The organism is Rhodanobacter sp. FDAARGOS 1247, from assembly GCF_016889805.1.
GTDB lineage: Bacteria > Pseudomonadota > Gammaproteobacteria > Xanthomonadales > Rhodanobacteraceae > Rhodanobacter.
Genome location: NZ_CP069535.1, coordinates 1,927,452 through 1,951,739, shown reverse-complemented (window position 1 = coordinate 1,951,739; position 24,288 = coordinate 1,927,452). Strand labels below are relative to the sequence as shown.

General features: G+C 65.1%; 22 protein-coding genes. 8 read left to right on the top strand and 14 right to left on the bottom strand.

The genetic code is table 11. The features are described 5' to 3' along the window. Positions 1 to 52: 52 nt before the first annotated feature. From guaA to folD, 3 genes are all read right to left on the bottom strand, one after another. On the bottom strand, positions 53 to 1,633 hold the full coding sequence (gene guaA / locus I6J77_RS08825; RefSeq protein WP_204111332.1) for a glutamine-hydrolyzing GMP synthase: 1,581 nt from the start codon (positions 1,631 to 1,633) through the stop codon (positions 53 to 55). Positions 1,634 to 1,749: 116 nt separating this feature from the next. Further along, positions 1,750 to 3,207: an IMP dehydrogenase gene (gene guaB, locus I6J77_RS08820; protein WP_056718546.1), complete on the bottom strand. Its 1,458-nt coding sequence runs from the start codon at positions 3,205 to 3,207 to the stop codon at positions 1,750 to 1,752. A gap of 89 nt (positions 3,208 to 3,296) precedes the next feature. After that, positions 3,297 to 4,166: a bifunctional methylenetetrahydrofolate dehydrogenase/methenyltetrahydrofolate cyclohydrolase FolD gene (folD, locus tag I6J77_RS08815; protein ID WP_204111331.1), complete on the bottom strand. Its 870-nt coding sequence runs from the start codon at positions 4,164 to 4,166 to the stop codon at positions 3,297 to 3,299. Positions 4,167 to 4,235: 69 nt separating this feature from the next. Here folD and I6J77_RS08810 point away from each other — a divergent pair, with 69 nt between their 5' ends. Then, positions 4,236 to 4,784 carry a GNAT family N-acetyltransferase gene (locus I6J77_RS08810; RefSeq protein ID WP_204111330.1) on the top strand — a complete coding sequence of 183 codons (549 nt, stop codon included), beginning with the start codon at positions 4,236 to 4,238 and terminating at the stop codon, positions 4,782 to 4,784. 7 nt (positions 4,785 to 4,791) lie between these two features. Here the strand turns inward: I6J77_RS08810 and der are convergent, their stop codons facing one another. The 7 genes from der to ndk form a co-directional block, all read right to left on the bottom strand. Then, positions 4,792 to 6,195, bottom strand: a complete 1,404-nt coding sequence (der, locus tag I6J77_RS08805) for a ribosome biogenesis GTPase Der (RefSeq protein ID WP_204111329.1) — start codon at positions 6,193 to 6,195, stop codon at positions 4,792 to 4,794. Between the two features lie 22 nt (positions 6,196 to 6,217). Next, positions 6,218 to 7,414: an outer membrane protein assembly factor BamB gene (gene bamB / locus I6J77_RS08800; RefSeq protein WP_056718550.1), complete on the bottom strand. Its 1,197-nt coding sequence runs from the start codon at positions 7,412 to 7,414 to the stop codon at positions 6,218 to 6,220. Continuing rightward, a complete protein-coding gene (locus I6J77_RS08795) occupies positions 7,411 to 8,061 on the bottom strand; it encodes a tetratricopeptide repeat protein (RefSeq protein WP_204111439.1) in 651 nt (216 codons plus the stop codon). Before I6J77_RS08795 ends, bamB begins: the two co-directional genes overlap by 4 nt. Before the next feature lie 155 nt (positions 8,062 to 8,216). Continuing rightward, complete coding sequence (locus I6J77_RS08790) at positions 8,217 to 9,206, bottom strand: helix-turn-helix domain-containing protein (RefSeq protein ID WP_204111328.1); 990 nt, start codon at positions 9,204 to 9,206, stop codon at positions 8,217 to 8,219. After that, positions 9,203 to 9,991: a type IV pilus biogenesis/stability protein PilW gene (gene pilW / locus I6J77_RS08785; RefSeq protein ID WP_204111327.1), complete on the bottom strand. Its 789-nt coding sequence runs from the start codon at positions 9,989 to 9,991 to the stop codon at positions 9,203 to 9,205. Before pilW ends, I6J77_RS08790 begins: the two co-directional genes overlap by 4 nt. Then, the gene (rlmN, locus tag I6J77_RS08780) at positions 9,981 to 11,117 is read right to left on the bottom strand and encodes a 23S rRNA (adenine(2503)-C(2))-methyltransferase RlmN (RefSeq protein WP_204111326.1); all 1,137 of its coding nucleotides are present in this window, start codon (positions 11,115 to 11,117) and stop codon (positions 9,981 to 9,983) included. The genes pilW and rlmN overlap by 11 nt, the downstream gene beginning before the upstream one ends. Before the next feature lie 3 nt (positions 11,118 to 11,120). Then, positions 11,121 to 11,546, bottom strand: coding sequence for a nucleoside-diphosphate kinase (ndk, locus tag I6J77_RS08775; RefSeq protein WP_007808857.1), 426 nt, complete (start codon positions 11,544 to 11,546; stop codon positions 11,121 to 11,123). Between the two features lie 234 nt (positions 11,547 to 11,780). Here ndk and I6J77_RS08770 point away from each other — a divergent pair, with 234 nt between their 5' ends. The 3 genes from I6J77_RS08770 to I6J77_RS08760 all read left to right on the top strand — a co-directional run bounded on the left by I6J77_RS08770 (position 11,781) and on the right by I6J77_RS08760 (position 16,145). Beyond that, positions 11,781 to 12,395 carry a TetR/AcrR family transcriptional regulator gene (locus I6J77_RS08770; protein WP_056718556.1) on the top strand — a complete coding sequence of 205 codons (615 nt, stop codon included), beginning with the start codon at positions 11,781 to 11,783 and terminating at the stop codon, positions 12,393 to 12,395. Between the two features lie 38 nt (positions 12,396 to 12,433). Then, positions 12,434 to 14,821 (top strand): 3-hydroxyacyl-CoA dehydrogenase/enoyl-CoA hydratase family protein, encoded by a 2,388-nt coding sequence (locus tag I6J77_RS08765; RefSeq protein ID WP_204111325.1) that lies wholly within the window; start codon positions 12,434 to 12,436, stop codon positions 14,819 to 14,821. A 118-nt stretch (positions 14,822 to 14,939) separates the two neighbouring features. Further along, positions 14,940 to 16,145 carry an acetyl-CoA C-acyltransferase gene (locus I6J77_RS08760; RefSeq protein ID WP_204111324.1) on the top strand — a complete coding sequence of 402 codons (1,206 nt, stop codon included), beginning with the start codon at positions 14,940 to 14,942 and terminating at the stop codon, positions 16,143 to 16,145. 96 nt (positions 16,146 to 16,241) lie between these two features. Here the strand turns inward: I6J77_RS08760 and I6J77_RS08755 are convergent, their stop codons facing one another. From I6J77_RS08755 to I6J77_RS08740, 4 genes are all read right to left on the bottom strand, one after another. Next, entirely contained in the window at positions 16,242 to 17,243 is a 1,002-nt protein-coding gene (locus I6J77_RS08755) for a GlxA family transcriptional regulator (RefSeq protein WP_239309239.1), read from the bottom strand. Beyond that, positions 17,191 to 17,739, bottom strand: coding sequence for a cysteine hydrolase family protein (locus I6J77_RS08750; RefSeq protein WP_204111323.1), 549 nt, complete (start codon positions 17,737 to 17,739; stop codon positions 17,191 to 17,193). Before I6J77_RS08750 ends, I6J77_RS08755 begins: the two co-directional genes overlap by 53 nt. 201 nt (positions 17,740 to 17,940) lie before the next feature. After that, the gene (locus tag I6J77_RS08745; protein WP_204111322.1) at positions 17,941 to 18,516 is read right to left on the bottom strand and encodes a hypothetical protein; all 576 of its coding nucleotides are present in this window, start codon (positions 18,514 to 18,516) and stop codon (positions 17,941 to 17,943) included. 412 nt (positions 18,517 to 18,928) lie between these two features. Beyond that, on the bottom strand, positions 18,929 to 19,867 hold the full coding sequence (locus tag I6J77_RS08740; RefSeq protein WP_204111321.1) for a hypothetical protein: 939 nt from the start codon (positions 19,865 to 19,867) through the stop codon (positions 18,929 to 18,931). A 539-nt stretch (positions 19,868 to 20,406) separates the two neighbouring features. Here I6J77_RS08740 and I6J77_RS08735 point away from each other — a divergent pair. The 4 genes from I6J77_RS08735 to I6J77_RS08720 all read left to right on the top strand — a co-directional run bounded on the left by I6J77_RS08735 (position 20,407) and on the right by I6J77_RS08720 (position 24,158). Beyond that, the gene (locus I6J77_RS08735; RefSeq protein WP_007808844.1) at positions 20,407 to 21,558 is read left to right on the top strand and encodes an SPFH domain-containing protein; all 1,152 of its coding nucleotides are present in this window, start codon (positions 20,407 to 20,409) and stop codon (positions 21,556 to 21,558) included. A 21-nt stretch (positions 21,559 to 21,579) separates the two neighbouring features. Further along, positions 21,580 to 22,881 carry a TFIIB-type zinc ribbon-containing protein gene (locus I6J77_RS08730; RefSeq protein WP_204111320.1) on the top strand — a complete coding sequence of 434 codons (1,302 nt, stop codon included), beginning with the start codon at positions 21,580 to 21,582 and terminating at the stop codon, positions 22,879 to 22,881. Continuing rightward, the gene (locus tag I6J77_RS08725; RefSeq protein WP_007808840.1) at positions 22,878 to 23,138 is read left to right on the top strand and encodes a hypothetical protein; all 261 of its coding nucleotides are present in this window, start codon (positions 22,878 to 22,880) and stop codon (positions 23,136 to 23,138) included. Before I6J77_RS08730 ends, I6J77_RS08725 begins: the two co-directional genes overlap by 4 nt. Before the next feature lie 99 nt (positions 23,139 to 23,237). Further along, positions 23,238 to 24,158: a hypothetical protein gene (locus I6J77_RS08720; protein WP_204111319.1), complete on the top strand. Its 921-nt coding sequence runs from the start codon at positions 23,238 to 23,240 to the stop codon at positions 24,156 to 24,158. The last annotated feature ends 130 nt before the right edge of the window (positions 24,159 to 24,288 follow it).

The window sequence follows — 24,288 nt, the reverse complement described above, 5'->3', positions numbered from 1 at the left end:
GAAAGCCGGCAAGTTGCCGGCCGTTCTCCCCGCATGCAAGTAGCTGATTTTACTATTCCCACTCGATCGTGGCAGGCGGCTTGCCGCTTATGTCGTAAACTACGCGAGAAACACCGCGCAACTCATTGATAATTCTATTTGAAACCTTGCCGAGAAACTCGTACGGCAGGTGTGCCCAGTGGGCGGTCATGAAGTCGATGGTTTCCACCGCACGCAGCGCGATCACCCACTCGTAGGCGCGCGCGTCGCCGACCACGCCCACCGACTTGACCGGCAGGAAGACCGCAAACGCCTGGCTGGTCCTGTCGTACAGGTCAGCCTTGCGCAGCTCGTCGATGAAGATCGCGTCGGCCTGGGCCAGCAGCTCGGCGTATTCGCGTTTCACTTCGCCCAGGATGCGCACGCCCAGGCCCGGCCCGGGGAACGGATGGCGATAGACCATCGCGCGGGGCAAGCCGAGTTCCACGCCGATCTGGCGCACCTCGTCCTTGAACAGTTCGCGCAGCGGCTCGACCAGCTTCAGCTTCATGTGCGCCGGCAGGCCGCCGACGTTGTGGTGACTCTTGATGACGTGAGCCTTGCCGGTCTTGCTGCCGGCCGATTCGATCACGTCGGGATAGATGGTGCCCTGGGCCAGCCACTTCACCTCGCCGCTGCCGCCGGCAGTGAGCTTGGTGGACTCCTCGTCGAAGATTTCCACGAACAGGCCGCCGATGATCTTGCGCTTGGCTTCCGGATCGGCGACGCCTTCGAGCGCCTTGAAATAGCGATCGGCGGCGTTGACCCGAATGACCTTGACGCCCATGTTCTCGGCCATGGTGGCCATCACCTGGTCGCCTTCCTGCCAGCGCAGCAGCCCGGTGTCGACGAACACGCAGGTCAGCTGTTCACCGATCGCCTTGTGCAACAGCGCGGCCACCACGGAGGAATCGACGCCGCCGGACAGGCCCAGCAGTACGTGGTCGTTGCCGACCTGTTCGCGCACACGGGCGATCTGGTCGTCGATGATGTTGGCGGCGGTCCACAACGTGGCGCAGCCGCAGATCTCGGTGATGAAACGCTTCAGCAGCGCCCCGCCCTGCTTCGTGTGGGTCACTTCGGGGTGGAACTGCACGCCGTACCAGCGCTTGTCCTCGTCTTCCATCACCGCGACCGGGATGCGATCGGTGCTGCCGGTGACGACGAAACCCGGCGGTGCCTTCGACACGTGGTCGCCGTGGCTCATCCACACGTCGAGCTTGTGACTGTCCGCATGATCGCTGAGGCCATCGAACAGGCGGCTGGCGGCGGTGATGTCCACCGTGGCGTGGCCGAATTCGCGGGCATCGGCCGCCTCGGTCGCACCGCCGAGCTGGGCCGCCAGGGTCTGCATGCCGTAGCAGATGCCTAGGATCGGCAGACCCGAATCGAACACCTGTTGCGGCGCCTTGGGCGCGCCTTCGAGCGTGGTGGACTCCGGCCCGCCGGACAGGATGATGCCCTTGGCGCCGAAGCCGACGATTTCGGCCGGATCATGATCCCAGGCCCAGATCTCGCAGTACACGCCCAGCTCGCGCACACGCCGCGCGATCAGCTGCGTGTATTGCGCGCCGAAGTCGAGGATGAGGATCTTGTCGGAGTGGATGTTGTGCATCGGCCCGGGCCTTGAAAACGTCCGTAATTAGCCGGCGTCATTCCCGCGAAAGCGGGGATGACGTCCGCCAGGGGCTGGAGAATTGGACAGAGTCCAACCTCCGGATGGGTTTCAAATCAGGAATTCAGCCGGTAGTTCGGCGCTTCCTTGGTGATCTGGATGTCGTGCGGATGCGCTTCGGTGACGCCGGCCGAGGTGACCTTCACGAACTGCGCCTTGTGCCGCACGTCCTCGACGGTGGCCGCGCCCAGATAACCCATCGAGGCACGCAGGCCACCGATCAGCTGATGGATGATGTTGCGCAGAGGGCCGCGATACGGCACGCGACCCTCGATGCCTTCGGGCACCAGCTTGTCGGCGTCGGCCTCGTCCTGGAAGTAGCGATCCTTCGAGCCCAGCTGCATCGCGCCGATCGAACCCATCCCGCGGTAGCTCTTGTACGAGCGGCCCTGGAACAGTTCGACCTCGCCCGGTGATTCCTCGGTGCCGGCGAACATCGAGCCCAGCATCACGCTGGAGGCGCCGGCCGCCAGCGCCTTGGGAATGTCGCCGGAGTAGCGGATGCCGCCATCGGCGATCAGCGGGATCTCGTCCTTCAGCGCGGTGGCGACCATGTCGATCGCGGTGATCTGCGGCACGCCCACGCCGGCGACCACGCGGGTGGTGCAGATCGAGCCGGGACCCACGCCGACCTTGACCGCATCGACGCCCACGTCGAGCAGCGCGCGGGCCGCTTCGCCGGTGACGATGTTGCCGGCAATCACCTGCACTTGCGGATAGTTCTTCTTGACCCAGCCCACGCGATCGATCACGCCCTGCGAATGGCCATGTGCCGTGTCGACCACCAGCACGTCGACGCCGGCATCGACCAGGGCAGCCACGCGCTGCTCGGTGTCGCCCGAAACGCCGACCGCCGCGCCGACCAGCAACGCTTCCTGCCGGTCCTTGGCGGAATGCGGATTGTCGCGCGCCTTCTGGATGTCCTTGACGGTGATCAGGCCACGCAACTGAAATGCCTCGTTGACCACCAGCACTTTCTCGATGCGGTGCTTGTGCAGCAACAGCAGCACATCGTCCTGGCCGGCGCCCTCGCGGACGGTGACCAGCTTGTCCTGGCGCGTCATGATGTTGCGCACCGGGTCGTCCAGCTTGCGCTCGAAGCGCAGGTCGCGGCTGGTGACGATGCCGACCAGCTGCGCACCATCCACCACCGGCACGCCGGAGATGTTGTGCGCGCGGGTCAGTCGCAGCACTTCGCGAATCGAGGTTTCCGGGGTGACGGTGATCGGGCTGCGGATCACGCCGGCTTCGAACTTCTTGACCAGGCGCACTTCGGCGGCCTGCTGCTCGGCGGTCATGTTCTTGTGGATGATGCCGATGCCGCCGTTCTGGGCCATGGTGATGGCGAGTCGGGCTTCGGTGACGGTGTCCATGGCAGCGGACACGATGGGGATGTTCAGGCGCAGGTCGCGGGTAAACCGCGTCGAGGTGTTCACGTCGCGCGGCAGCACGATGGAGTGGCCCGGAACAAGGTAGACGTCGTCGTAGGTCAGTGCCTCGGCGAGAATGCGCATGAAAAAGCCCCGCTGCAAAGAGGGAATTATACGCGCCCCGACGTGTTGCCTGCCAGATGCAGGCCTGAATGCCGGCCTGCCGGACCGGCTCAGCCCGCTGCCGCAGCCTGCAAACGAGCCTCGGCGGCTTCCAGCGTGTTCTCCATCAGCGTGGCCACGGTCATCGGTCCGACACCGCCTGGAACCGGCGTGATCCAGCTGGCGCGTTCGGCCGCCGGGGCGAACTCCACGTCGCCGACCAGCCGTCCATCGTCCAGCCGGTTGATGCCGACATCAATGACCACGGCGCCGGGCTTGATCCAGTCGCCCTTGACCAGCCCGGGCTTGCCGACCGCGACGATCACGATGTCGGCCTGGCGCACAAAGCCTTCCAGGTCGCGCGTGAAACGGTGGCAAGAGGTGGTGGTGCAACCGGCGATCATCAGCTCGAGCGCCAGCGGTCGGCCGACATGGTTGGAAACGCCGATCACCACCGCGTGCTGTCCGCGCACCGGGCGATCGGTGTGGCCGAGCAGGGTCATCACGCCTTTCGGCGTGCATGGACGCAGACCGAAGCGACGCAAGGCCAGGCGCCCCACGTTGATCGCCTGGAAACCGTCCACGTCCTTGTCCGGATCGATGCGGTCGACCAGCGCGTCTTCGTCGATGTGATCCGGCAATGGTGACTGCACCAGGATGCCGTGCACATCCGGATCAGCGTTGAGCCTGTCGATCAGTGCGAACAGCTCCTGCTGGGTCGTGTCCGCCGGCAAGTCATGGTCGAAGGAACGAAAGCCGACCTGGTGACAGGCCTTGCGCTTGTTGCGCACGTAGACCGACGAGGCGGCGTCGGCGCCGACCAGGACCACTGCCAGGCCTGGCGCGGCGAGCCCCTGCCGGACGCGCTCGGCCACGCGCTTCCCCACGCGCTCGAGCAATTCCTGCGCGATGCGTTTGCCGTCGAGTATGCGTGCGCTCATGGATGTCACCTGGCTGGGGAGTCGTGCATTATCGGGGCTGGATCACATGCACACAAACACGGGCCGCGCATGGACATCACCGGATTGAGCGACGATCGCCTGCACCTGCGGATATGGAGGGAGGAAGATGCGCCGGCGCTGGTGGAAGCTGCCCGCGAATCCGTGGCCAGCGTCGGGCCCTGGCTGCCGTGGTGTCGCGCGGACTACGACCTGAGCGATGCCCTGACCTGGATCGCACACTGCCAGACAGGCTGGGCCAGCGGGGATCATTTCGCGTTTCCGGTCTTCGAAGCCGGTTCCGGGCGATTGCTGGGTGCCGCTGGCCTCAACCAGCACAACCGGCTGCATCGCAGCGCCAACCTGGGTTACTGGGTGCGTGAATCCTGCCAGCGGCGCGGTGTCGCCGTTGCAGCGGCGCGGCGGGTGGCCCGCTTCGGCTTCTCGCAACTCGGGCTGGTCCGCATCGAGATCGTGATCCTGCCCGACAACCTGGCCAGCCACGCCGTCGCCAGAAGTCTCGGCGCAAAATTCGAGGCGATCGCCCGGCAACGGCTGTGGGTTGAAGGCCGGGCGCGCGACGCCGCGGTATACGGATGGATACCGCGGGACCTCGACTGAAGCCTGTTCAGCGCGTGCGGCTGATCAGCTCGCTCTTGCGGCGGCGGGCCTTGTGCTGCTGTTCCTTGGTCAGCACCTTCTTGCGCCCGGCATACGGGTTTTCGCCCTCGCGGAACGCGATGCGGATCGGCGTGCCCTCGAGCTTGTAGCGCTTGCGGAAGAAGTTTTCCAGGTAGCGCTGGTATGCCGGTGCGATGTGCTTGGTGCGGGTGCCGTGGATCACGATGGTGGGCGGATTGGTGCCGCCCGGATGCGCGAAACGCAGCTTCGGCGCATGGCCGTTGACCAGCGGCGGCTGGTAGCTCTCGTAGGCCTTTTCCAGCGTCTTGGTCAGATCGGACGACACCAGCACCTTGGTGGCCGACGCGTGCGCACGCACCACGGCGCGCATCAGTTCGCGCAGGCCCGAACCATGCAGTGCGGAGATCTGCACCTGCTTGGCCCAGTCGGCGAATACCAGGCGACGATCCAGCGCGCGGCGGCATTCGTCGCGCTGGTACGGGTCCATGTCGTCCCACTTGTTGATCGCGATGACCAGCGCCCTGCCCTCGTCCATCGCGTAACCGATCAGGGTGAGGTCCTGGTCGGCGAGGTTTTCCCGGGCATCGATCATCACCACCACGACCTGGGCCGCGGCGATCGACTGCAGCGTCTTGATCACGCTGAATTTCTCGACGGCTTCCTCGACCCGCGCCTTGCGCCGGATACCGGCCGTGTCGATCAGCGTATAACGCTTGCCGTCGCGCTCCAGCGGCACCCGGATCGGATCGCGGGTGGTACCGGCGACGTTGGAGACGATCAACCGCTCTTCGCCGAGCAGGCGATTGATCAGGGTCGACTTGCCAGCATTCGGGCGCCCCACGATGGCGACGCGGATGGTGCCATCCTCGCCGTCGGCCTCGACGCTGCCCTCTTCCTCGGCGGGAATGATCGGCAGCAGGACGCGGATCAGGTCATCGGTGCCGCGATTGTGCGCCGCCGACAACGGCAGCGTGGTGCCGATGCCGAACGCGGAAAACTCGGCCAGCACGGCTTGCTCATCGAGGCCGTCGGTCTTGTTGACCACCGCCACGATCGGCTTGCCGCTGCGACGCAGCTCGCCCAGGATCACGTAATCCTGCGGCAGCAGGCCGTCGCGGGCGTCCACCACGAAGACCAGCACGTTCGCTTCCTCGATCGCCAGGCGCACCTGCCTGGCGGTGAGCACGTCCATGGTTTCCTCGACGCCGGACAGGCCGCCGGTATCAACCACCACGAACGGCCGCTCACCGCTGCGGCAGACGCCGTAGTGGCGATCGCGGGTGACGCCCGGCATGTCGGCCACGAGGGCGTCACGGCTGCGCGTCAGCACATTGAACAGGGTCGATTTACCGACATTCGGACGACCAACCAGTGCGACGACGGGCAACATGATAAGTACTTCGTTCCAGCGATCAGGGTGAGGACAGACGGTAGGCGCCGATGTGGCCCTCGACGTCCTCGACGTAAACGATGTCGCCCACCACCAGCGGCTGGGCACGGATCGCCTTCTTCGACAGCCGCTCACGGGCGGCCAGGGCGCCATCGCCGCTCTGCAACCAGTGCACGTAGCCTTCCAGGTCGCCCACGACAACATAGTTGCCCTGCACGGCGGGGCCGGTGACCCAGCGATATTTCAGCGAGGCGTTCTTCCACATGTCGGTGCCGGTGCTGCGATCGAACGCCCACACCTGGGACTGGTCGTCGACACCGAAGATCGCGCCGGCATTGCTGGCCAGCGAATCGAAGGTGGAGAACGGGTGCGACCACAAGGGGCGACCGCTGGGGCCGTCGATGGCGGTCAGGTTGCCGTGGTAGGCGGCGCCATAGAGCGTGCTGCCGTCCAGCAGGATCGAGCCGTCGGCGTCATTCAGCTTGTCGATCTCGGTGCGGCCTTCGCCGCTGGACAGCCGCTGCTCCCACAACTTCGAACCATTGTCCTGACGCAGGGCCACCAGCTTGCCGTCGTCGCTGCCGAAGAACAGCACGCCGTTGGCCACCAGCATCGTGCCGTTGCCACGCAGACTCAGCAGCGGCACCGTGCTCTGGTCGTAGACCCAGCGACGATGGCCGTCCGCGGCGTCCAGCGCATAAATGCGACCGTCACCGGTGCGCACCATCACCATGTCGCCCACGATCACCGGCGACGCCATCACTTCGCCGCTGACTTCGACTTCCCAGCGCGGGTTGCCGTCTTTGGCGCTCATGGCGTAAACGTGACCATCCAGCGTGCCGACCGCGAGCAGGTCGCCGCTGACCGCAGGGCCGCCCGCGTACTGGGCATCCTTGCGCTTCTTGTCACCCCAGCCAAACCAGCCGTGCGTGCGCGAGCTCTTCGTCCACAGCGTCTTGCCGCTGGTGGCGTCGATGGCGGCGATTTTTCCGTCGGTGCTGTCGGCATACAGGACGCCGTCGACCACCGCCGGGCGCAAACGCACGCCGCTCACCTGGGCGCCGTCACCGACTGTGGTCTTCCACAGGCGGGTGACCTGCACCGTCGACTTGAAATCCTTGGCCAGCGGCGTCGGCGGCTGGACGTTTTCCTTCTTGAAGGAATGGCAACCGGCGAGGGTTGCCAGCGAAGCCAGCGTGATCAACAGAAATCTTTTCATGCACCCTGCTTCCCGGCCACAGCCAGATCATCGATTTTCATCTGCAGCGCGCCGCGTTGCGGCGCCTCCTCGCCCAGTGCCGACATGGCAGCCTGATAGGCCTTGCGGGCTTCGTCCGGGCGTCCAAGCTTGACCAGCACATCACCGCGGAGTTCCTGCGCCAGTCCCTGATAGCTGTCCGCCGGAATCTTGTCGAGGGTGGCCAGGGCCGCCTTGCCGTTGTCGCTGGCCATTTCCACCTGGGCCTTGCGCAACTGCGTGAGCGACTTCAGTACCGGTTCGGTGGCATGGCTCTCGGCCCATTCCAGCGAGGCCTCGGCCTTGTCAAACTGCTTGGCCTCGACTTGCTGTTTCGCACGATCACTGACGGCGAACACGGCAAATGGCGACTTCCCGTAATCCTTCATCAGCTGATCGGTCAGTTGCGCGGCGGCATCGGTCTTGCCCGAGGCCTGCGCGATCTGCACCTGCTGATAGAGCTGGGAGGCCTCGGCCTCGTTGCCAGCCTGGTGCTTGCGCCACTGCTGCCATCCGAAGATGCCGACCAGACCGATCGCGATGCCGACGATGATCGACACACCATTCTCGCGCAGCCACTTCTGAACCAGCTCGCTCTGTTCGTACTTGTCGTATTCTTCAAATGCCATGCAATCACCATTCAAAAGGCCGCGCGCCCGCGGACGCGTGCAGAGGCCAGTGCGATAAATCAAGGGAAAAGCCGGTCACGTCCACTCGAGACCGAGTGGACGTCAGTGGGCAAGCATAACCGAAATGGCGCGCCCGAAGCGGCCCGGAATGGCGATCAGAGGCTGGCTGCGGAAGCCTTGCCGTCCTGCATTCGCACGCGGAAACGGGCCACGTTGGCCCGGCGGAAATCATCGAGGCCGACCGTGGCGCCGTCGATCACCACCTGTGCACCGTTGGCGTTGCCGATGCGCACGTCCAGCGCCTGGCTGCTGTGGTAGGTCTTGCTGGTTCCGGCAGGAAGCAAGCCGTATTCCAGTCGCGTGCCGTCCGCCTGCACCACTTCCACCCAGCTCGCCGAAGTAAGCGTCATGCTGAGGCTATGGTCACCCACGCCGGTTTCGACCACGGGTGGTGTCGGTCGTGCAGGCGTCAGGCTGCTGTTTTCCAGGCTGGGAAATGGCGCCATGGAGGCGAGCAGCGGCTGATCCTGCGCCGGCGGCGCGACCTGCTGCACCGGCGGCAAGCTGTTGACGGGCGTCTGCCCGTCAGTCCTGGCGGCCTCGACGGCGGGCGCCTCGATCTGCGCTACCGGTGCTGCGTCAAGCGGGGCGAGATGGGTGAGATCCCGATCCAGCGTGCCGCGCACGCCCAGCCAGATCATCGGCACCACGATCACCGCGGTAAGCACGACGTAGGTGGCGGCCGTGGCGTAACGATCCAGCAGGAAGCGCGAATGCGAGATGCCGCCCGTGGCTACCAAAGGTGTCTCGACCTGCCGGATGCGATCCAGTTCCACCTGGATCGATGCCTCGTTGATACCCAGGTAGCGACCATATTTGCCGATATAGCTGGCCAAGTAGACCTTGGAATCAATGCCCTCGTGCTGGTCGCGCTCGAGCTGGCGCAGTATGCGGGCGGGCAACTTCAGCGTATGGGCACAGGCTTCCAGGTCCAGCCCGCGGGCTTCACGCGCCCCATGCAGGCGACTGCCGAAACTTACCGCGTGGGGGTCTGTCGGGGACACATCCATGTTGGGCAAATTGATACCGAACAATTCGGGCTTGTCGGAGCTCTGCCCGGTCGGCTGGGATTGCATGGAGGTCATTGGCGGGTCGTTGAATTCAGCGCCTGCGCCTGCTCCGAATCCGGGAACTGGCTCAGCAGTCGCTTGCTGTAAGTGAGGGCGCCTTCCTTATTGCCCAGACGTGTTTCGATGTCGTGCCCCAGTTTGAGTGACGCGGCCGTGGGTTGGCCCAGCGCATCGAACCGCTGGAGGAACGCCCTGGCGCGAAACGCATCCTTGTTCAGGTAAAGCGTATTTGCAAGCTGGAAGAGTGCCTCTGCATTACCCGGATTTCTTGCGATGGCGTCACGAAAACTCGCTTCCCCCCCCGCAATGTCGTGGGCGCGAAACTGGCAGACACCGGCATTGGTCAAGGCCACGTCCGGAGTCTGGTAGAACGGGTCGGCTATCGCCTTGCGGAAATACTGGTCCGCCTCGGCGATCTTGCCGGTATGGCAGAGGAATACACCCAGGTTGTTGTTGGGCGCCCCCTTGTTCGGCTCCAGTGCAACCGCCTTGCGGTAATGCTCCTCGGCCTCGGGCAGCCTGTTGATGCGCTCGTAGATGACGGCGATCACGGTGTGGGCCGGCGCGTAGCGGGGATCGAACTGCAGCGCCTTGGTCACTTTTTCCAGGGCCGTCTGCAGGTCGCCCGAATTGAGGTAACGCTGGGCCAGTTCGGTATGGATGCGGGCGGCTTCCTGAGCCTGATCACTCTGGCTGCTCTGCGGCATGCTCTTGCCCAGCGAGCTGCTGTCGCTGTGCGTGGTGACGCAACCTGCCAATGGCAGCCAAAGGCTGAACAGCACTACCCGCTCAAACCGCATGCGATGTCCCCTCTTCCTGTCGCTTCTTGATGTCGGCGCTGCGCCGGGTGCGATCGGCGACCTGGCCGGCCAGTTGGCCGCAGGCGGCGTCGATGTCGTCGCCGCGGGTCCTCCGCAGCATGGTCAAAATGCCGGCATTGAGCAACTGGGTCTGGAATTGGTGGATGTCGTTCGCATCCGAACGCTTGAACTGGGTGCCCGGGAAGGGGTTGAACGGAATCAGGTTGACCTTGCACGTGGGCAGCTTGCGCATCAGCTTGATCAGCTGCCGCACATGCTCGGGCTGGTCGTTGATGCCCTTCATCAAGGTGTATTCGAAGGTAATCGACGTGCGCGGCTTGCGCGCAACCCAGCGCTGGCAGGCAGCCAGCAGCTCGGCGAGCGGATAACGCTTGTTGATCGGCATCAGCTCGGTGCGCAGATCATCGTTGGCCGCATGCAGCGAGACGGCCAGCGACACGTCGATGGCGTCGGACAGCTGGTCGATCAGCGGCACCATGCCGGCGGTCGACAAGGTGACGCGCTTGGCGGCCAGGCCGAAGCCCAGGTCGTCGCGCATCAGCTTCATCGCCTTGAGCACGTTCTCGAAATTGGCCAGCGGCTCGCCCATGCCCATCATCACCACGTTGGTGATGCGACGGTTCTGGTGGGTCACGTTGCCCAGGTACTTCGCCGCGACCCAGACCTGGCCGATGATCTCGGCGGTCGACAGGTTGCGATTGAAGCCCTGCGCCCCGGTCGAGCAGAACTGGCAGTTCAGCGCGCAACCGATCTGCGAAGAAACGCACAAGGTGCCGCGGGTCGGCTCGGGAATGTAGACCGTCTCGATCGCATTGCCCGAGTCCATGCCCAGCAGCCACTTGTGCGTGCCGTCAGTGGCGACCTTGTCCAGCAGGGTCTTCGGTGCACCGATGTAGCAGACCTCGGTGAGCTTGGCGCGCAGCGCCTTGCCCACGTCGGTCATGTTCTCGAAGTTGTCTTCCAGGTCGTGGTAGATCCACTTCATCACCTGCTCGGCGCGGTACGGCTTCTCGCCGATCTGCACGAAGAAATCGCGCAGGCCCTGCCGATCGAAATCGAGCAGGTTGACCTTGGGGGTCGCAGCAGTGGTCGCAACCTGATTCAAGACTTACCTCGGGCAAACTTCGGTGGCGGCGAAGAAATAAGCAATCTCCACCTTGGCGGTGTCGACGGCGTCGGAACCATGCACGGCGTTGGCGTCGATCGACTCGGCGAAGTCGGCGCGGATCGTGCCCGGCGCGGCTTCCTTCGGATTGGTCGCGCCCATCAGGTCACGGTGGGCCAGCACGGCGTTCTCGCCTTCCAGCGCGGAAATCATCACCGGGCCGGAGATCATGAAATCGACCAGCGCCTTGAAGAACGGGCGCTCGCTGTGCACGGCGTAGAAGCCTTCGGCTTCCTGGCGCGACAGCTGCTTCATCTTGGCGGCGACGATCTTCAGGCCGGCCTGTTCGAAGCGTGCGTAGATCTGGCCGATGACGTTCTTGGCAACGGCGTCGGGCTTGATGATGGAAAGAGTGCGCTCCAGCGCCATACGGGTCTGCTCCGGAAAAAACGGATGATTGGGAAAGGGATGGTCGCCAGTCGAGGCCGGCTGAGGCCAAATCTGTCAGAGATTGAGGATTTAGCTCACGAAATTGTGACAGATTCTAACCCATACGCAAGTCGCGGCGGGTTTGCAACAAACGATCGTTTGACGGCTGCGGAGCTGTCCGCGTATGCTCAAACGATCGTTTGAACCGGCCTCAGGCTGCTGGATGGTCCTTCCGTGAACAGCTCCGTTTCAACCAAGGACCGCATCCTGGGCGCCGCCGAGCTGCTGTTTGCCCAGCGCGGTTTCGAAGGCGCCTCGCTGCGCCAGCTGACCACCAATGCCGGGGTGAACCTGGCCGCCGTCAATTACCACTTCGGTTCGAAGGAAAAGCTGGTGGAGGAGGTGTTCCGTCGCCGCCTCGACGCGCTGAACGAAAGCCGACTGGCCGCACTGGCGCAGGTCGCCGGCGCGCCCGAGACCACCCTGGAAGACGTGCTCGAAGCCTTCATCCGCCCGGCGCTCGACCTTTCCCACGACGACAGCGGCGCCCTGTTCATGCGCGTGCTGGCCCGCGCCTTCGCCGAACACGACGACACCCTGCGCCAGTTCCTGTCCGCCAACTACGGCCATGTCATGCGCCAGTTCACCGCCGAGTTCGCCCGCCTGTTGCCCCAGTTGAGCAAGCAGGAGCTGTACTGGCGCATCGATCTGGTGACCGGCGCGCTGACCCACGCGATGTCCGGCTTCGGCATGATCCAGCGCAAAAGCGATGTCAGCGAGAACGCCCATCGCGAACAGACCGCCCTGCACCTGATCCGCTTCGCCGTGGCCGGTCTCAGCCACCCCTGAATTCACCTGTCCCACCTCTTGCACGTTTGGAGAAGCCAATGACTGCTGCATCCTCCCCCACCCCCGGCTTGCGCATCCGCAAGGCCGCCGTGCTGGGCGCCGGTGTCATGGGCGCGCAGATCGCCGCGCACCTGACCAATGCCGGCGTTGAAACCGTGTTGTTCGACCTGCCCGCGAAAGAAGGCCCCAAGAGCAGCATCGCGCTGAAGGCGATCGCCAACCTGGCCAAGCTGTCACCCGCCCCGCTGGCCGACAAGGCGCTGGCCGCCTCGATCATCCCGGCCAACTACGACGACGATCTCGACCATCTGAAGGACGTCGACCTGGTGATCGAGGCGATCGCCGAGCGGATGGACTGGAAGCTCGACCTCTACAAGAAGATCGCCGGCCACCTGTCCAAGACCGCGATCATCGCCTCCAACACCTCCGGCCTGTCGATCAACACGCTGGCCGAGGCGCTGCCCGAGGAAATGCGCCATCGCTTCTGCGGCGTGCACTTCTTCAACCCGCCGCGCTACATGCACCTGGTCGAGCTGATCCCGACCAGGCTCACCGACAAGAACGTGCTGGACGGCCTCGAGGCCTTCCTGGTCACCACCGTCGGCAAGGGCGTGGTGATCGCCAAGGACACCCCGAACTTCATCGGCAACCGCATCGGCGTGTTCTCGATGCTGTCGGCGATGTACCACACCGACCAGTTCAAGCTCGGCTTCGACACCGTCGACGCGCTGACCGGCCCGGCGCTGGGTCGCCCCAAGAGCGCCACCTACCGCACCGCGGACGTGGTCGGCCTGGACACCATGGCCCACGTCATCAAGACCATGGCCGACACCCTGCCCGACGATCCGTGGCACCAGTATTTCAAGGCGCCGGTGTGGCTGCAGGGCCTGATCGACAAGGGCGCGCTGGGCCAGAAGACCGGCGGCGGCTTCTACAAGAAGGTCGGCAAGGACATTGTCGTGCTGGATGTTGAGAAGCAGGACTTCCGCCCGTCCGAACAGAAGCCTTCCGACGAAGTCGCCGCGATCCTGGCCATCAAGGACCCGGCCGAGAAGTTCAGTAAGCTGCGCGCCTCCAGCGACCCGCAGGCGCAGTTCCTGTGGGCCAGCTTCCGCGACCTGTTCCACTACAGCGCCTACCACCTGGCCGACATCGCCGACACCGCCCGCGACGTCGACTTCGCCATCCGCTGGGGCTACGGCTGGAAGCTCGGCCCGTTCGAAACCTGGCAGGCCGCCGGCTGGCAGCAGATCGCCGAATGGATCAACGAAGACATCAAGGCCGGCAAGGCGATGAGCAACGCGCCCCTGCCCGCCTGGGTCACCGACGGTCGCAAGGGCGTGCACGGCAAGGACGGTTCGTACTCGGCCAGCGCCAACGCCGACAAGCCGCGTTCGCAGCACCCGGTGTACCAGCGCCAGCTGTTCCCCGATCCGATCCTGGGCGAGAAGTTCGACACCGGCAGCACCGTGTGGGAGAACGACGGCGTGCGCCTGTGGACGCTGGGCGACGACGGCATCGGCATCATCTCGTTCAAGACCAAGATGAACACCGTCAACGACCACGTGCTCGACGGCATCCAGCACGCGATCAAGCTGGCCGAGGAAAAGCTCAAGGCCGTGGTGATCTGGCAGACCGGCGAACCGTTCTCCGCCGGCGCGGACCTGAAGGGTGCGCTGGGCCTGCTGAAGGATGGCAAGTTCGACGACTTCGAGCACATGGTCGCCAACTTCCAGCGCACCAGCATGGCGATCAAGCACGCCCTGGTGCCGGTGGTGTCCGCCGTGCGCGGCATGGCCTTCGGTGGTGGCTGCGAATTCCAGATGCATTCCGCCCGGACGGTTGCAGCACTCGAAAGCTACATCGGCCTGGTCGAGGCCGGCGTCGGCCTGCTGCCCGCCGGTGGCGGCCTGCATGAACTGGCGATCCGCGCCGCGAAGGCCAACCCGGCCGATCCGTTCGAGGAGCTGAAGAAGGTGTTCGAGACGGTGGCGATGGCCAAGGTCTCCGCCAGCGCGTTCGAGGCGAAGAACCTGGGCCTGCTGCGCGACAGCGACGTGGTCGTGTTCAACGCCTACGAGCTGCTCTATGTGGCCAAGCAGGTGGCCAACGCGCTGGCCGAATCCGGCTACCGCCCGCCCCTGCCTGCCAACGCCATCCCGGTCGCCGGTGATGTCGGCACCGCCACGTTCAAGGCCTCGCTGGCCAACCTGCAGGCCGGTTACTTCGCCTCGCCGCACGACATCGACATCGCCACGCGCATCGCCGACACCTTGTGCGGCGGCGTGATCGAACGCGGCTCGACCGTCGACGAGGAATGGCTGCTGGCGCTGGAGCGCAAGCACTTCGTGGAGCTGGCCAAGACCGAAAAGACCCAGGCCCGCATCGCCCACACCATGTCCACCGGCAAGCCGCTCAGGAACTGATGCATGCCCCATCTCCCTCCCCTTCAAGGGGAGGGCCGGGGTGGGGATGGTTGTCCCCCACAGTTACGACCCACTTCGCCCAAACCCGCGCACCGCGCGAAGGGCAACGGAGAATAAAATGACCAAGCAAGTGCAAGACGCCTACATCGTCGCCGCCACCCGTACCCCGGTCGGCAAGGCGCCGCGCGGCGTATTCCGCCACACCCGCCCGGACGACATGCTCGCCCACGTGATCCGCAGCGTGATGGCGCAGTACCCGGGCATCGACCCGCACCGCATCGGCGACGCCATCATCGGCTGCGCCATGCCCGAGGCCGAGCAAGGCATGAACGTGGCACGCATCGGCGTGCTGCTGGCTGGCCTGCCCCACACGGTGCCCGGCGTCACCATCAACCGCTTCTGTTCCTCCGGCCTGCAGGCCGTGGCGATGGCCGCCGACCGCATCCGCCTGGGCCTGGACGACCTGATGCTTGCCGGCGGCACCGAAAGCATGAGCATGGTGCCGATGATGGGCCACAAGATCGCGATGAACCCCGCGATCTTCCAGGACGAGAACATCGGCATCGCCTACGGCATGGGCATCACCGCCGAAAACGTGGCCAAGCAGTGGAAGGTCAGCCGCGAGCAGCAGGATGCGTTCGCGGTCGAAAGCCACCGCCGCGCCCTGGCCGCCCAGGCCGCCGGCGAATTCGACGACGAGATCAGCCCCTTCGCGCTGGACGACCACTACCCCAACCTCGCCACCCGCCAGATCGTCACCGACAGCCGCACCATCAGCGCCGACGAAGGCCCGCGCGCCGGCACCACGATGGAAGTGCTGGGCAAGCTGAAGACCGTGTTCCGCAACGGCCAGTTCGGCGGCACCGTCACCGCCGGCAACTCCAGCCAGATGTCCGACGGCGCCGGCGCCGTGATGCTCGCCAGCGAAAAGGCCATCAAGGAATACAGCCTGCAGCCGCTGGCCCGCTTCGTCGGTTTCTCCGTCGCCGGCGTCCCGCCCGAAGTCATGGGCATCGGCCCCAAGGAAGCGATCCCGAAGGCGCTCGCGCAAACCGGCATCAGCCAGGATCAGCTCGACTGGATCGAGCTCAACGAAGCGTTTGCCGCCCAGGCGCTGGCCGTGATGGGCGACCTCAAGCTGGACCCCAGCAAGGTCAACCCGCTGGGCGGCGCGATCGCGCTCGGTCATCCGCTCGGCGCCACCGGCGCGGTGCGCATCGCCACGCTGGTACACGGCATGCGTCGGCGCAAGCAGAAGTACGGCATGGTGACGATGTGCATCGGCACCGGCATGGGCGCGGCAGGGATTTTCGAAGCGCTGTAATCGTCTGACCGAAAAACGAACGGCGCCGTAGCGATACGGCGCCGTTTCCGTTTCCGTTTCCAGCCAAGGCGGGTCAGCGGAAAACCGCAGGCGCCCTCAGCGCCGCCGTCGCGCCGACGCCGGGCTGTCGCTCGCGTGGGTCGACCACAGCCGGCGCAGCTGGCGTGCCGAACCCAGCCCGGCGCGTTCGGCGGCGCGTTCCACGCTGTCCCCGGTGGCCAGCGCCTGACGGGCGAGTGCGAGGCGCAGGCGGGCGTGGTAGGTGTTGATCGACATGCCGCTGGCTTCGCGGAAATGGCGCGTCAGGCTGCGCACGCTCAGGTGGCCGATGTCGGCCAGCCGCGCCAGCGGCCATTCCTGGGCCGGCGCTCTGGCCAGCGCGTCCTGCACGTGGTGGATCGCCGTGTTCATGTGGTTGCGCCCTTCCAGCCACGGCGACAGCGCGGGATCGCCCGACGCACGCCGCACGTAGACGGCCATTTCGCGTGCCACCGCGGCAGCCAGCCGCGACGAGCCCAGGCCGGCGATGAGATGCAGCGCCAGGTCGATGCCCGCGGTGATGCCGGCGCTGGTGTACACCTCGCCATCCTCGACGAACACGCGGCTGTCCAGCACCTCGGCCGTCGGCGCGAGTTCGCGCAGCGTGTCGAGCAGGCTGTGATGCGTGGTGCAGCGGCGGCCGTCCAGCAACCCCGCGGCGGCGGCCAGCAACGCGCCCGAGCATACGCAGGCGAGCCGCCGGCCTTGGCCGCCATGCCGCTGCAGCCACACGACCAGGGCCTTGCTGGCGGGCGAGGACAACACCTGCTCACCACTGCCGGTGGCGCCGCACACCACGATCATCGCGTGATCATCCAATTGCGCCGGCAGCGGCTCGATGCCGGCGAGTCCCACACCCAGCGCCGTCGTGGCAGCTTCGCCTTCCGCGATCGGTGCCAGCAGGCGCAGGCGCACCGGCAAACCCATCGAGGCGGCGATGCGGAACGCGTCAGCCGCGCCGGCGAGATCCAGCAGGATCAGCGCCGGCGGCAGCACGAAGCACACCTCAGTGATCGGCGAGGACGTCATCGACGGTGCGGATGCGGGCAAAGCGTCCATCCAGAACCAGTTCCGTGCGCTGCTTGATGTCCTGCGCATCGTAGTGGCTCCCGCTGCCGGCGTGGATCATCGGAAACGTCAGCGTCGCCTCGGTCACATAGTCCACCGCAAAGCCGAGATCCGAGGCCACCCGCGCGGTGGTCTCGCAACACTGCTCGGTGCGGATGCCGCTGACGATCACCCACCCGATGCCGCGCTCGCGCAGCCACGCCTCCAGGCTGGTGCCGGTAAACGCGTTGTGCACCTGCTTGCGAAACACCACGTCGTGCGCGTCCGGCACCCACGCCATCGGCGTCACCAGCCCCGATGCCGGGGCGAAATGGCCGGCGCTCTCCTCGTGCAGGATGCGCACGACTGGCCATCCGCGCGCGGTCGCCGCGTCGATCAGTTTCAACAACTTCTCGCGGAACACCGGCACATCGTCCTCGCGCCAGTACGGCGCCTGCAGGAACGACTGCTGCACATCGATGACCAGCAAGGCGGGGGTATCGGACATGGGGCGACTCCTTCGTTGGGAAGTCGTCACTTTAGGCAGCCGGCCGACCGTCAACGAGCACCGCGCCGGACCATGAGCGGACGGATCCGGCCACGCCACCGAGTAGTGCGAGCGGGCCGTGCCACGTCCTGAAAACAGGAACGGCGCCGTAGTGATACGGCGCCGTTCCCTTGCCTTTCCGAATCAGCGAAGCCGCTGGATTCAGATACCGTCCGAGGCCGGCAACGTCAGCTCGGCCCGCTGCTCGGCATCGGCCGTGTTCCATCGGCGCATGTAGTCGAGCTTCTTTTCGGTGATGTCCGCCGCATGGTCGCGATACCACGCTTCGGCGGCGGGCGTGACACTGACCCAGGCGGTTTTGGCCATCCATTCGCGGAAGTCGGACGACTGCGTGCTGTACTTCGCACCCGCCTGGTTGTGGATCGGCAGCAGCGAGAAGCGCGCCTTCCATACACCCATGCGCGGGCTGACCAGCGTGTAGTAGGTCTTGCCGGCATCCAGATGCGCGACCATGAAGTCCGCGTTCTCCGCGATCACCATGAACAGGTGGTCGCCGGGATCGGCCTGGTACGCGATCTTGGTCTTGCTCGACACGATGCCGATGAACTTGTCCCCCTTCTCCTGCGTGTCATACACCGACGACTGGATCGCGCCCCCAAGCGATGACGGCCGCATGAACACTACCAAAGCCTTGCCCGGCTCGGGCTTGGGTTCCGCCCCTCCCGACTTCACCATCAACGACGACTGGCAGCCGGTCAGGCCAGCCAGCAACAACATTGCCAAACTCCATCGTATCAATTGCATTGGTTTTCCCCTGTTTGTGTCACTGTAAGGTTTGTTACTGCATCAGCTCTCTAGTAATCACACCCCTCACCCGGCAGCGCGCGGGTTACGTACAAAAGCAAATGAATTTCTTTCCTTGATCGCCTCACTCCTTTCCAGCGAGGCGTGGTTGCCGCCGTCTTTCGCCTGGCGCTTCACCGTGTCCGGTAGCCACAGCACAGGTCACGGCGGCGGTGATCGACCAATGCTCCATGGTCATCCATTTCCCCTGATTACCGACGGAGCACGGACCTATCGCATGTGAACAAAGGGGCTCGATCTCCACTTCGCGTGCGGCCTCGCCAGCCCCTTGCCCACGCCCTGCAATGGCACCGCAAGGCGGGCAACATTGTCAACGATGTCGCCCCTAATACCCCGAGCTGTATCCCGGTATCGGCAGGAAGTAGCGCGCCCAGTTCTTGAATTCGACGGGGAGATCGTTGGCGCTCAGCAGCCACCAGTTCGGCCATGCGACGCAGGTGGCGCATTGGTCGGGCACGGCGTTGATCGCCGCCTGTGTCAGTCCGGGGCCTCCCAGCGGGAACAATCCTTTCTTTGCCTTCAGCTGCGCGGAGGCAATCAGGTAGTAAGGCGGACCTCCGGCCGGCAGTTGACCATGATGGCTATAGACCGTGTCAACCACCAGCCAGCCGGCTTGGCCGGAGTTGTCGACCAGCAGCGTGCTCTTGGCCCGCTTGAGGTCGAACCACATGATGTCGGTCTTGTTGGCGAAGCTGGGGACGTTGCAGGTGGCGTCGGTGAAATTGCCATCGGGCCCCTTGCTGAAGGAGTGATTGGTGAATTTCAGTGCCTGGATCGCGGCGAAGTCCTGCGTCACCGTGCGGACATTGCCCGTCCAGGCCGCGTCGAACGTGGATGATCCGGGAAGCGTGACGAAGGTCTTGTCAGTGGAGGCGTTCAACACCTCGTTGTCCTTGAATCCCAGGATATGCCAGGCGAGCTGCCGCGCCACGGTGTTGAAGATTCCGCAATTGCAGGACTTCGCCAGGTTCGTACCGTCCAGCAACGGTATGCCGCCGGTGCCGGCTCCGGGTATCGCCGGGGGCTTGCCCGGGGCGATGGGCCCGCTATGCGAGGTCGAGCCGTTGTTTCCGGCCGTATCTATCCAGACCCAGTTGTTGGCTCGCGCATAACGCCACAGATTGGCGTTCAAGTTGTGCCAAAGGGTGGTCTTGTTGGCGATGTCGGCCAAAGGGTAGCCGGGCATGTTGACGATGTGGGCGGCAGGTTTGCCCGTCCAGCCATAAGCAGCAAGCAGTGTGTCGATAACCGGTTGTGAAGGCATGCCCATCAGCTCCCTTGGTGGTCGATCGAAAGAGGAACCGGAGAAACCGGGCCCGAGTCGGATGCTTCTGTCACTTGCGTAAAGGCGAATGCCTTCCCGTTCCCGCAGCACTACGCGGCACGGAACCTGGAATCGGCGCACCTGTCACCTGCAATCGCCGTGTTCGTTCACGCCCCGTGCGAGGGGATCGAAATGAAAGGTGATGAAGCTGCAAGATCCGCGGCCTAGATGCCAGCGAAACGGCCAGCGATGGCGTACGGATTCGCAGGGCAGGCCTGTCGCGGTCGACAAGCACGTGATGGCACTCCAGCATCTGTCCTGCTGCCGTCGTGACGGCATCGCAGATGATGGTGGCAACGATCGGCCCGCGTTCCATGGTCATCCATTCCCCCCGGAATCCGGTCGAGGATAGCGCAAAAAAATCGGGACGGCCGGCAAACCGGCCTCGCGTCTGACGGTTCGCGTGCCCCTCCTTGCGGGGTATAGTTCGACGGGCATGGCGGGTGTCTTGCCCGGCCACGAATCCAAGGGGAAAAGTCATGGGTCTCTTTCAGGCAGTGGCGGGATCGATCGGCGGCACGCTGGCCGATCAGTGGAAGGATTTCTACACGATTCCGGACGGCCTGCCGTCGACGGCGGCGCTGTTTGCGGCGGTGCCTCAGGGCAGCAATGCCGGGCGCGGTTCGAACACGCACGGCTCGTCGAACATCATCACCAACGGTTCGAAGATCGTCGTTCCCGAGGGCTACGGCCTGCTGCTGTTCCAGGACGGCAAGATCACCGGCTTCGCCGCCGAGCCGGGCGGCTACGAGTGGAAATCGGACGACCTCAACTCGACCTCGATCTTCACTGGCGGCGGCTTCGTCGATGCACTGGTCAAGCAGAGCTGGGAGCGCTTCAAGTTCGGCGGCCAGCCGGGTTCGCAGCAGGCGGCGTTCTTCGTCTCGCTGAAGGAGCTGCCGGACAATCGCTTCGGCACGCAGTCGGAGATCTACTGGGACGACGCCTTCCTCAACACCCAGGTCGGCGCGGTGACGCGCGGCTCGTACACGCTGAAGATCGTCGACCCGATCCTGTTCGTGAAGAACTTCGTGCCGGCCTCGTATCTGCAGCCGGGCAAGGTGTTCGATTTCACCGACATCGACAACGCCGCGGCCAGCCAGCTCTTCAACGAGGTGGTGGGTTCGCTCGCCCCGGCTTTCAGCCTGTATTCGAACGACGGCAACAAGGAACACCGCATCACCAAGCTGCAGCAGGATTCGCTGGGCTTCGCCAAGAGCCTGTCCGATGCGGTGGAAAGCGCCTACCAGTGGAAGTCCGATCGCGGCCTGGCCATCGTCAAGACCGCCATCGTCTCCATCGAGTACGACGCGAACACCCGCGAACTGCTGAAGACGGTGCAGCGCGCCGACGCGCTTTCCGGCGCCCGCGGCAATTCCAACTTGCAGGCCAGCGTCGCCGCCGGCATGCAGGCGGCCGGCGAGAACGGCGGCGCGGCGGGCATGATGGGCATCGGCATGGCGTCGGGCATGATGGGTGGCATCGGTGGTTTGCAGCAGCCGGTGGCGCCAGCCGCACCGGCGGCCGACGACCCGATCGCCAAGCTGAAGAAGGCCAAGGAGATGCTCGACCTCGGCCTGATCTCCCAGGCCGATTACGACGCGGCAAAGGCCAAGGCCCTCGGCCTGTAAGCGGCGAACGGCGCTCACACCATGAACACCACCATTCCCCCGCTGCCACCGGGGCCGCCGCCCACCGGCCCCGGCTCGCCGCAGGATGTGCCGCCGCCACACGGCAGCTTTCCGATCGATCCGGCCACCCTGCCCCCACCGATCCGCGACGAGTTGCAGGCGCCGGACCCGACCGCCATCGACACGGCCGCCGACGAGCTCAAGGACGGCCTCAACCGTTGCCCGAAATGCGGTTCGACCGAGATCCGGCAACGGCCCGGCACCGACCTGCTGATCTGCATGTACTGCCGTCACGAATGGCATGGCGAGGGCGTCGAGGAGGCCTTCGGCCTGGGCGAGGGCATCGATCAGTTGCAGGGCACGGTGATCGCTTCGGGCGCGCAGGACATCAAGGCCGACACGGCCAGCCTGATGACCTTCAAGTGTCCCGGTTGTGGCGCCGAGGTCACGGTCAATACCGCCAACGCGATGACCGCGCGATGCCACTGGTGCCGCCACGTGTTCGGCGTCAACGAGCAGGTGTCGAATGGCGCAGTGCCCGATGCGGTGCTGCCCTTCCACATCAGGAAGGACGACGCGGTCGCGCGCATCCGCCAGTTCGTCGACAAGCGGCGGCTGTTCGCGCTGAAGGCGTTCAAGGAAGAGTTCACCCCGGAGAACGTCGTCGCCGTCTACCTGCCCTACATGATCGTGGACGGCAACGTCAGCGCCAGCGTCGCCGGCCAGGGCGAGATCAAGACGCGCGAATACACCAGCGACAAGAAGACCTACTACGACGCCGATGTCTACAGGCTGGACCGGCACGTGGACTTCACCGTGGACGACTTGCCGCTGGAATCCTCCGCCCGGCGCGGCAACCTGGACACGCGCATCAACACCAACAACATCATCAACACGATCCTGCCGTTCGACACCAAGAACGCGGTGAAGTGGAACGCGTCCTACCTGACCGGCATCACCTCGGAAAAGCGCGACCTGGACGTGGAAAAGCTGCGCCCGCAGCTGGAAGACGAGCTGCTGTCGATCGCCCGCGCCCAGGTCGAAATGTCCGTGGCCCGCTACGATCGCGGCGTGCGCTGGGAACAGGAACAGCTCAGCGTGCATGGCACGCGCTGGGTGTCGATGTACCTGCCGGTGTGGCTGTACTCTTATCACCAGCCAGGCCCCAACGGCGGCATGCTGCACTACATCGCGGTGAACGGCCGCACCGGCGAAACCATGGGCAGCGTACCGGTGCAGCAGTGGAAGCTGCTCACGGCCGCGCTCACCGTCGGCACCTTTCTCGAAGCCATCGCACTCTTCATCCTGGGACATTCGTCATGAGCGACGACAGTGGACTGTGGCTGCTGACATTGGGGCCGGCCGGGGCAGCGGGCCTGTACTGGACCCTGTACCGGTATTACCGCAATACCGACAAGTCACACGACTTCGAACACGAGACGGCTGTGGTGGCCAAACCGGTGACCGGCTCGGAACAGAAGATCGACGAGGTGAAGGGCACGCGCGACTCGCGCATCCGCGGCGACAACGTGCACGCCTACCGCAAGCGCGTGCAGCGGGTGCCAGGCGGCTCCGGATAAGGGCGCCAGCAAGCATCGACCTGCCCCGGCATTGCCGGAACCACGACGTCTCGAAATACGTACACTTTTGGACATCCATACGGCACAGGAGCGGCGGACATGGGTATCGGCATCGGCATGCGGGGCACTGACCTGCGGAAGTTCCTGATGGTGGCGCGGGATCGCAACGTCATCCTGCTGGTGCGCCACACCAACGAGGATTCGCTGCGCTACGTCTGCGTGCCCGGCTACTACCCCAAGCCAGCCCTGATCAAGGCCAAGACCGCCGACCTCAACCCGCCGGCCGTCGTGCGTTCGGTCGGTGGCCGCATGGTGAGGCAGGAGTACGTCATCGCCGGACTGGTGGTGCATCCGGGCATGCATCCGGGGGCGTACAAGCCGGCCAAGTTGCAGAAGGCGACGGACGCCTGGCACGACGGCATGCATTACCTGGCGGCCGACATGCCGGCCATGGGGGATCCACAGCGTCCGGAAAGCTGGACCGCCTGGGGCGTGGGCCGCGTCGCTGCCTGTTCGGCCGAGTGGCGCTGGCGCGTCGACGTTGATCCCGCCTCCCGGCACTACGGCTGCCTGCAGTTGAACCATGCCGGCAAGGGCTGGGTCTACATCCACGGCGACTACGACCTCAAGGACGTGATCGTCCGCGGCAACGAGACCGACAACCGGCGCCACGAAGGCCAGCTCCACGGCGTCAAGAACTTCACCCCGCTGCTCACGAACATGGAGTTCGAACGCATCCGCGTCTCGCTGAACCAGCTGATCGGCACCGACATGGTGCAGCATGGCGCGGAGGCGCAGTTCGCCTGGCACGGCGACGAGCCGATCACGGTCGCGTTCCCGGATTGGAGAATCCTGCTGTTGACCGACGCCACGACGGTGCAGCGATGGTATGAAGACCTGAACCGGTCCGTGCTGGCAGACAAGGGCCTCGACTACGCACGCGACCGCTCGCGCATGTTCCACTTCGGGCCGCACGGCATGTTCGCCCCCGGTGCCATACCGGCGTCGAGCTGGGGCTAGACAGGGGCCGACGCCGCGCCTGGAACACGCGCCTCACTTACGAAGCAAGGCACTTCCGCCCGCCGCTACAGCCACGGCATCGTCGGCGCCCCGGCACAACGGATCATCCCGCACAGCGGACCCGCGCCTT

Excerpts from the sequence above, each read along its gene's own strand:
- guaA (WP_204111332.1), bottom strand. The coding sequence starts at position 1,633 with ATGCACAACATCCACTCCGACAAGATCCTCATCCTCGACTTCGGCGCG.
- guaB (WP_056718546.1), bottom strand. The coding sequence starts at position 3,207 with ATGCGCATTCTCGCCGAGGCACTGACCTACGACGACGTCTACCTTGTT.
- folD (WP_204111331.1), bottom strand. The coding sequence starts at position 4,166 with ATGAGCGCACGCATACTCGACGGCAAACGCATCGCGCAGGAATTGCTC.
- I6J77_RS08810 (WP_204111330.1), top strand. The coding sequence starts at position 4,236 with ATGGACATCACCGGATTGAGCGACGATCGCCTGCACCTGCGGATATGG.
- der (WP_204111329.1), bottom strand. The coding sequence starts at position 6,195 with ATGTTGCCCGTCGTCGCACTGGTTGGTCGTCCGAATGTCGGTAAATCG.
- bamB (WP_056718550.1), bottom strand. The coding sequence starts at position 7,414 with ATGAAAAGATTTCTGTTGATCACGCTGGCTTCGCTGGCAACCCTCGCC.
- I6J77_RS08795 (WP_204111439.1), bottom strand. The coding sequence starts at position 8,061 with ATGGCATTTGAAGAATACGACAAGTACGAACAGAGCGAGCTGGTTCAG.
- I6J77_RS08790 (WP_204111328.1), bottom strand. The coding sequence starts at position 9,206 with ATGACCTCCATGCAATCCCAGCCGACCGGGCAGAGCTCCGACAAGCCC.
- pilW (WP_204111327.1), bottom strand. The coding sequence starts at position 9,991 with ATGCGGTTTGAGCGGGTAGTGCTGTTCAGCCTTTGGCTGCCATTGGCA.
- ndk (WP_007808857.1), bottom strand. The coding sequence starts at position 11,546 with ATGGCGCTGGAGCGCACTCTTTCCATCATCAAGCCCGACGCCGTTGCC.
- I6J77_RS08765 (WP_204111325.1), top strand. The coding sequence starts at position 12,434 with ATGACTGCTGCATCCTCCCCCACCCCCGGCTTGCGCATCCGCAAGGCC.
- I6J77_RS08760 (WP_204111324.1), top strand. The coding sequence starts at position 14,940 with ATGACCAAGCAAGTGCAAGACGCCTACATCGTCGCCGCCACCCGTACC.
- I6J77_RS08755 (WP_239309239.1), bottom strand. The coding sequence starts at position 17,243 with ATGGACGCTTTGCCCGCATCCGCACCGTCGATGACGTCCTCGCCGATC.
- I6J77_RS08750 (WP_204111323.1), bottom strand. The coding sequence starts at position 17,739 with ATGTCCGATACCCCCGCCTTGCTGGTCATCGATGTGCAGCAGTCGTTC.
- I6J77_RS08745 (WP_204111322.1), bottom strand. The coding sequence starts at position 18,516 with ATGTTGTTGCTGGCTGGCCTGACCGGCTGCCAGTCGTCGTTGATGGTG.
- I6J77_RS08740 (WP_204111321.1), bottom strand. The coding sequence starts at position 19,867 with ATGCCTTCACAACCGGTTATCGACACACTGCTTGCTGCTTATGGCTGG.
- I6J77_RS08735 (WP_007808844.1), top strand. The coding sequence starts at position 20,407 with ATGGGTCTCTTTCAGGCAGTGGCGGGATCGATCGGCGGCACGCTGGCC.
- I6J77_RS08730 (WP_204111320.1), top strand. The coding sequence starts at position 21,580 with ATGAACACCACCATTCCCCCGCTGCCACCGGGGCCGCCGCCCACCGGC.
- I6J77_RS08725 (WP_007808840.1), top strand. The coding sequence starts at position 22,878 with ATGAGCGACGACAGTGGACTGTGGCTGCTGACATTGGGGCCGGCCGGG.
- I6J77_RS08720 (WP_204111319.1), top strand. The coding sequence starts at position 23,238 with ATGGGTATCGGCATCGGCATGCGGGGCACTGACCTGCGGAAGTTCCTG.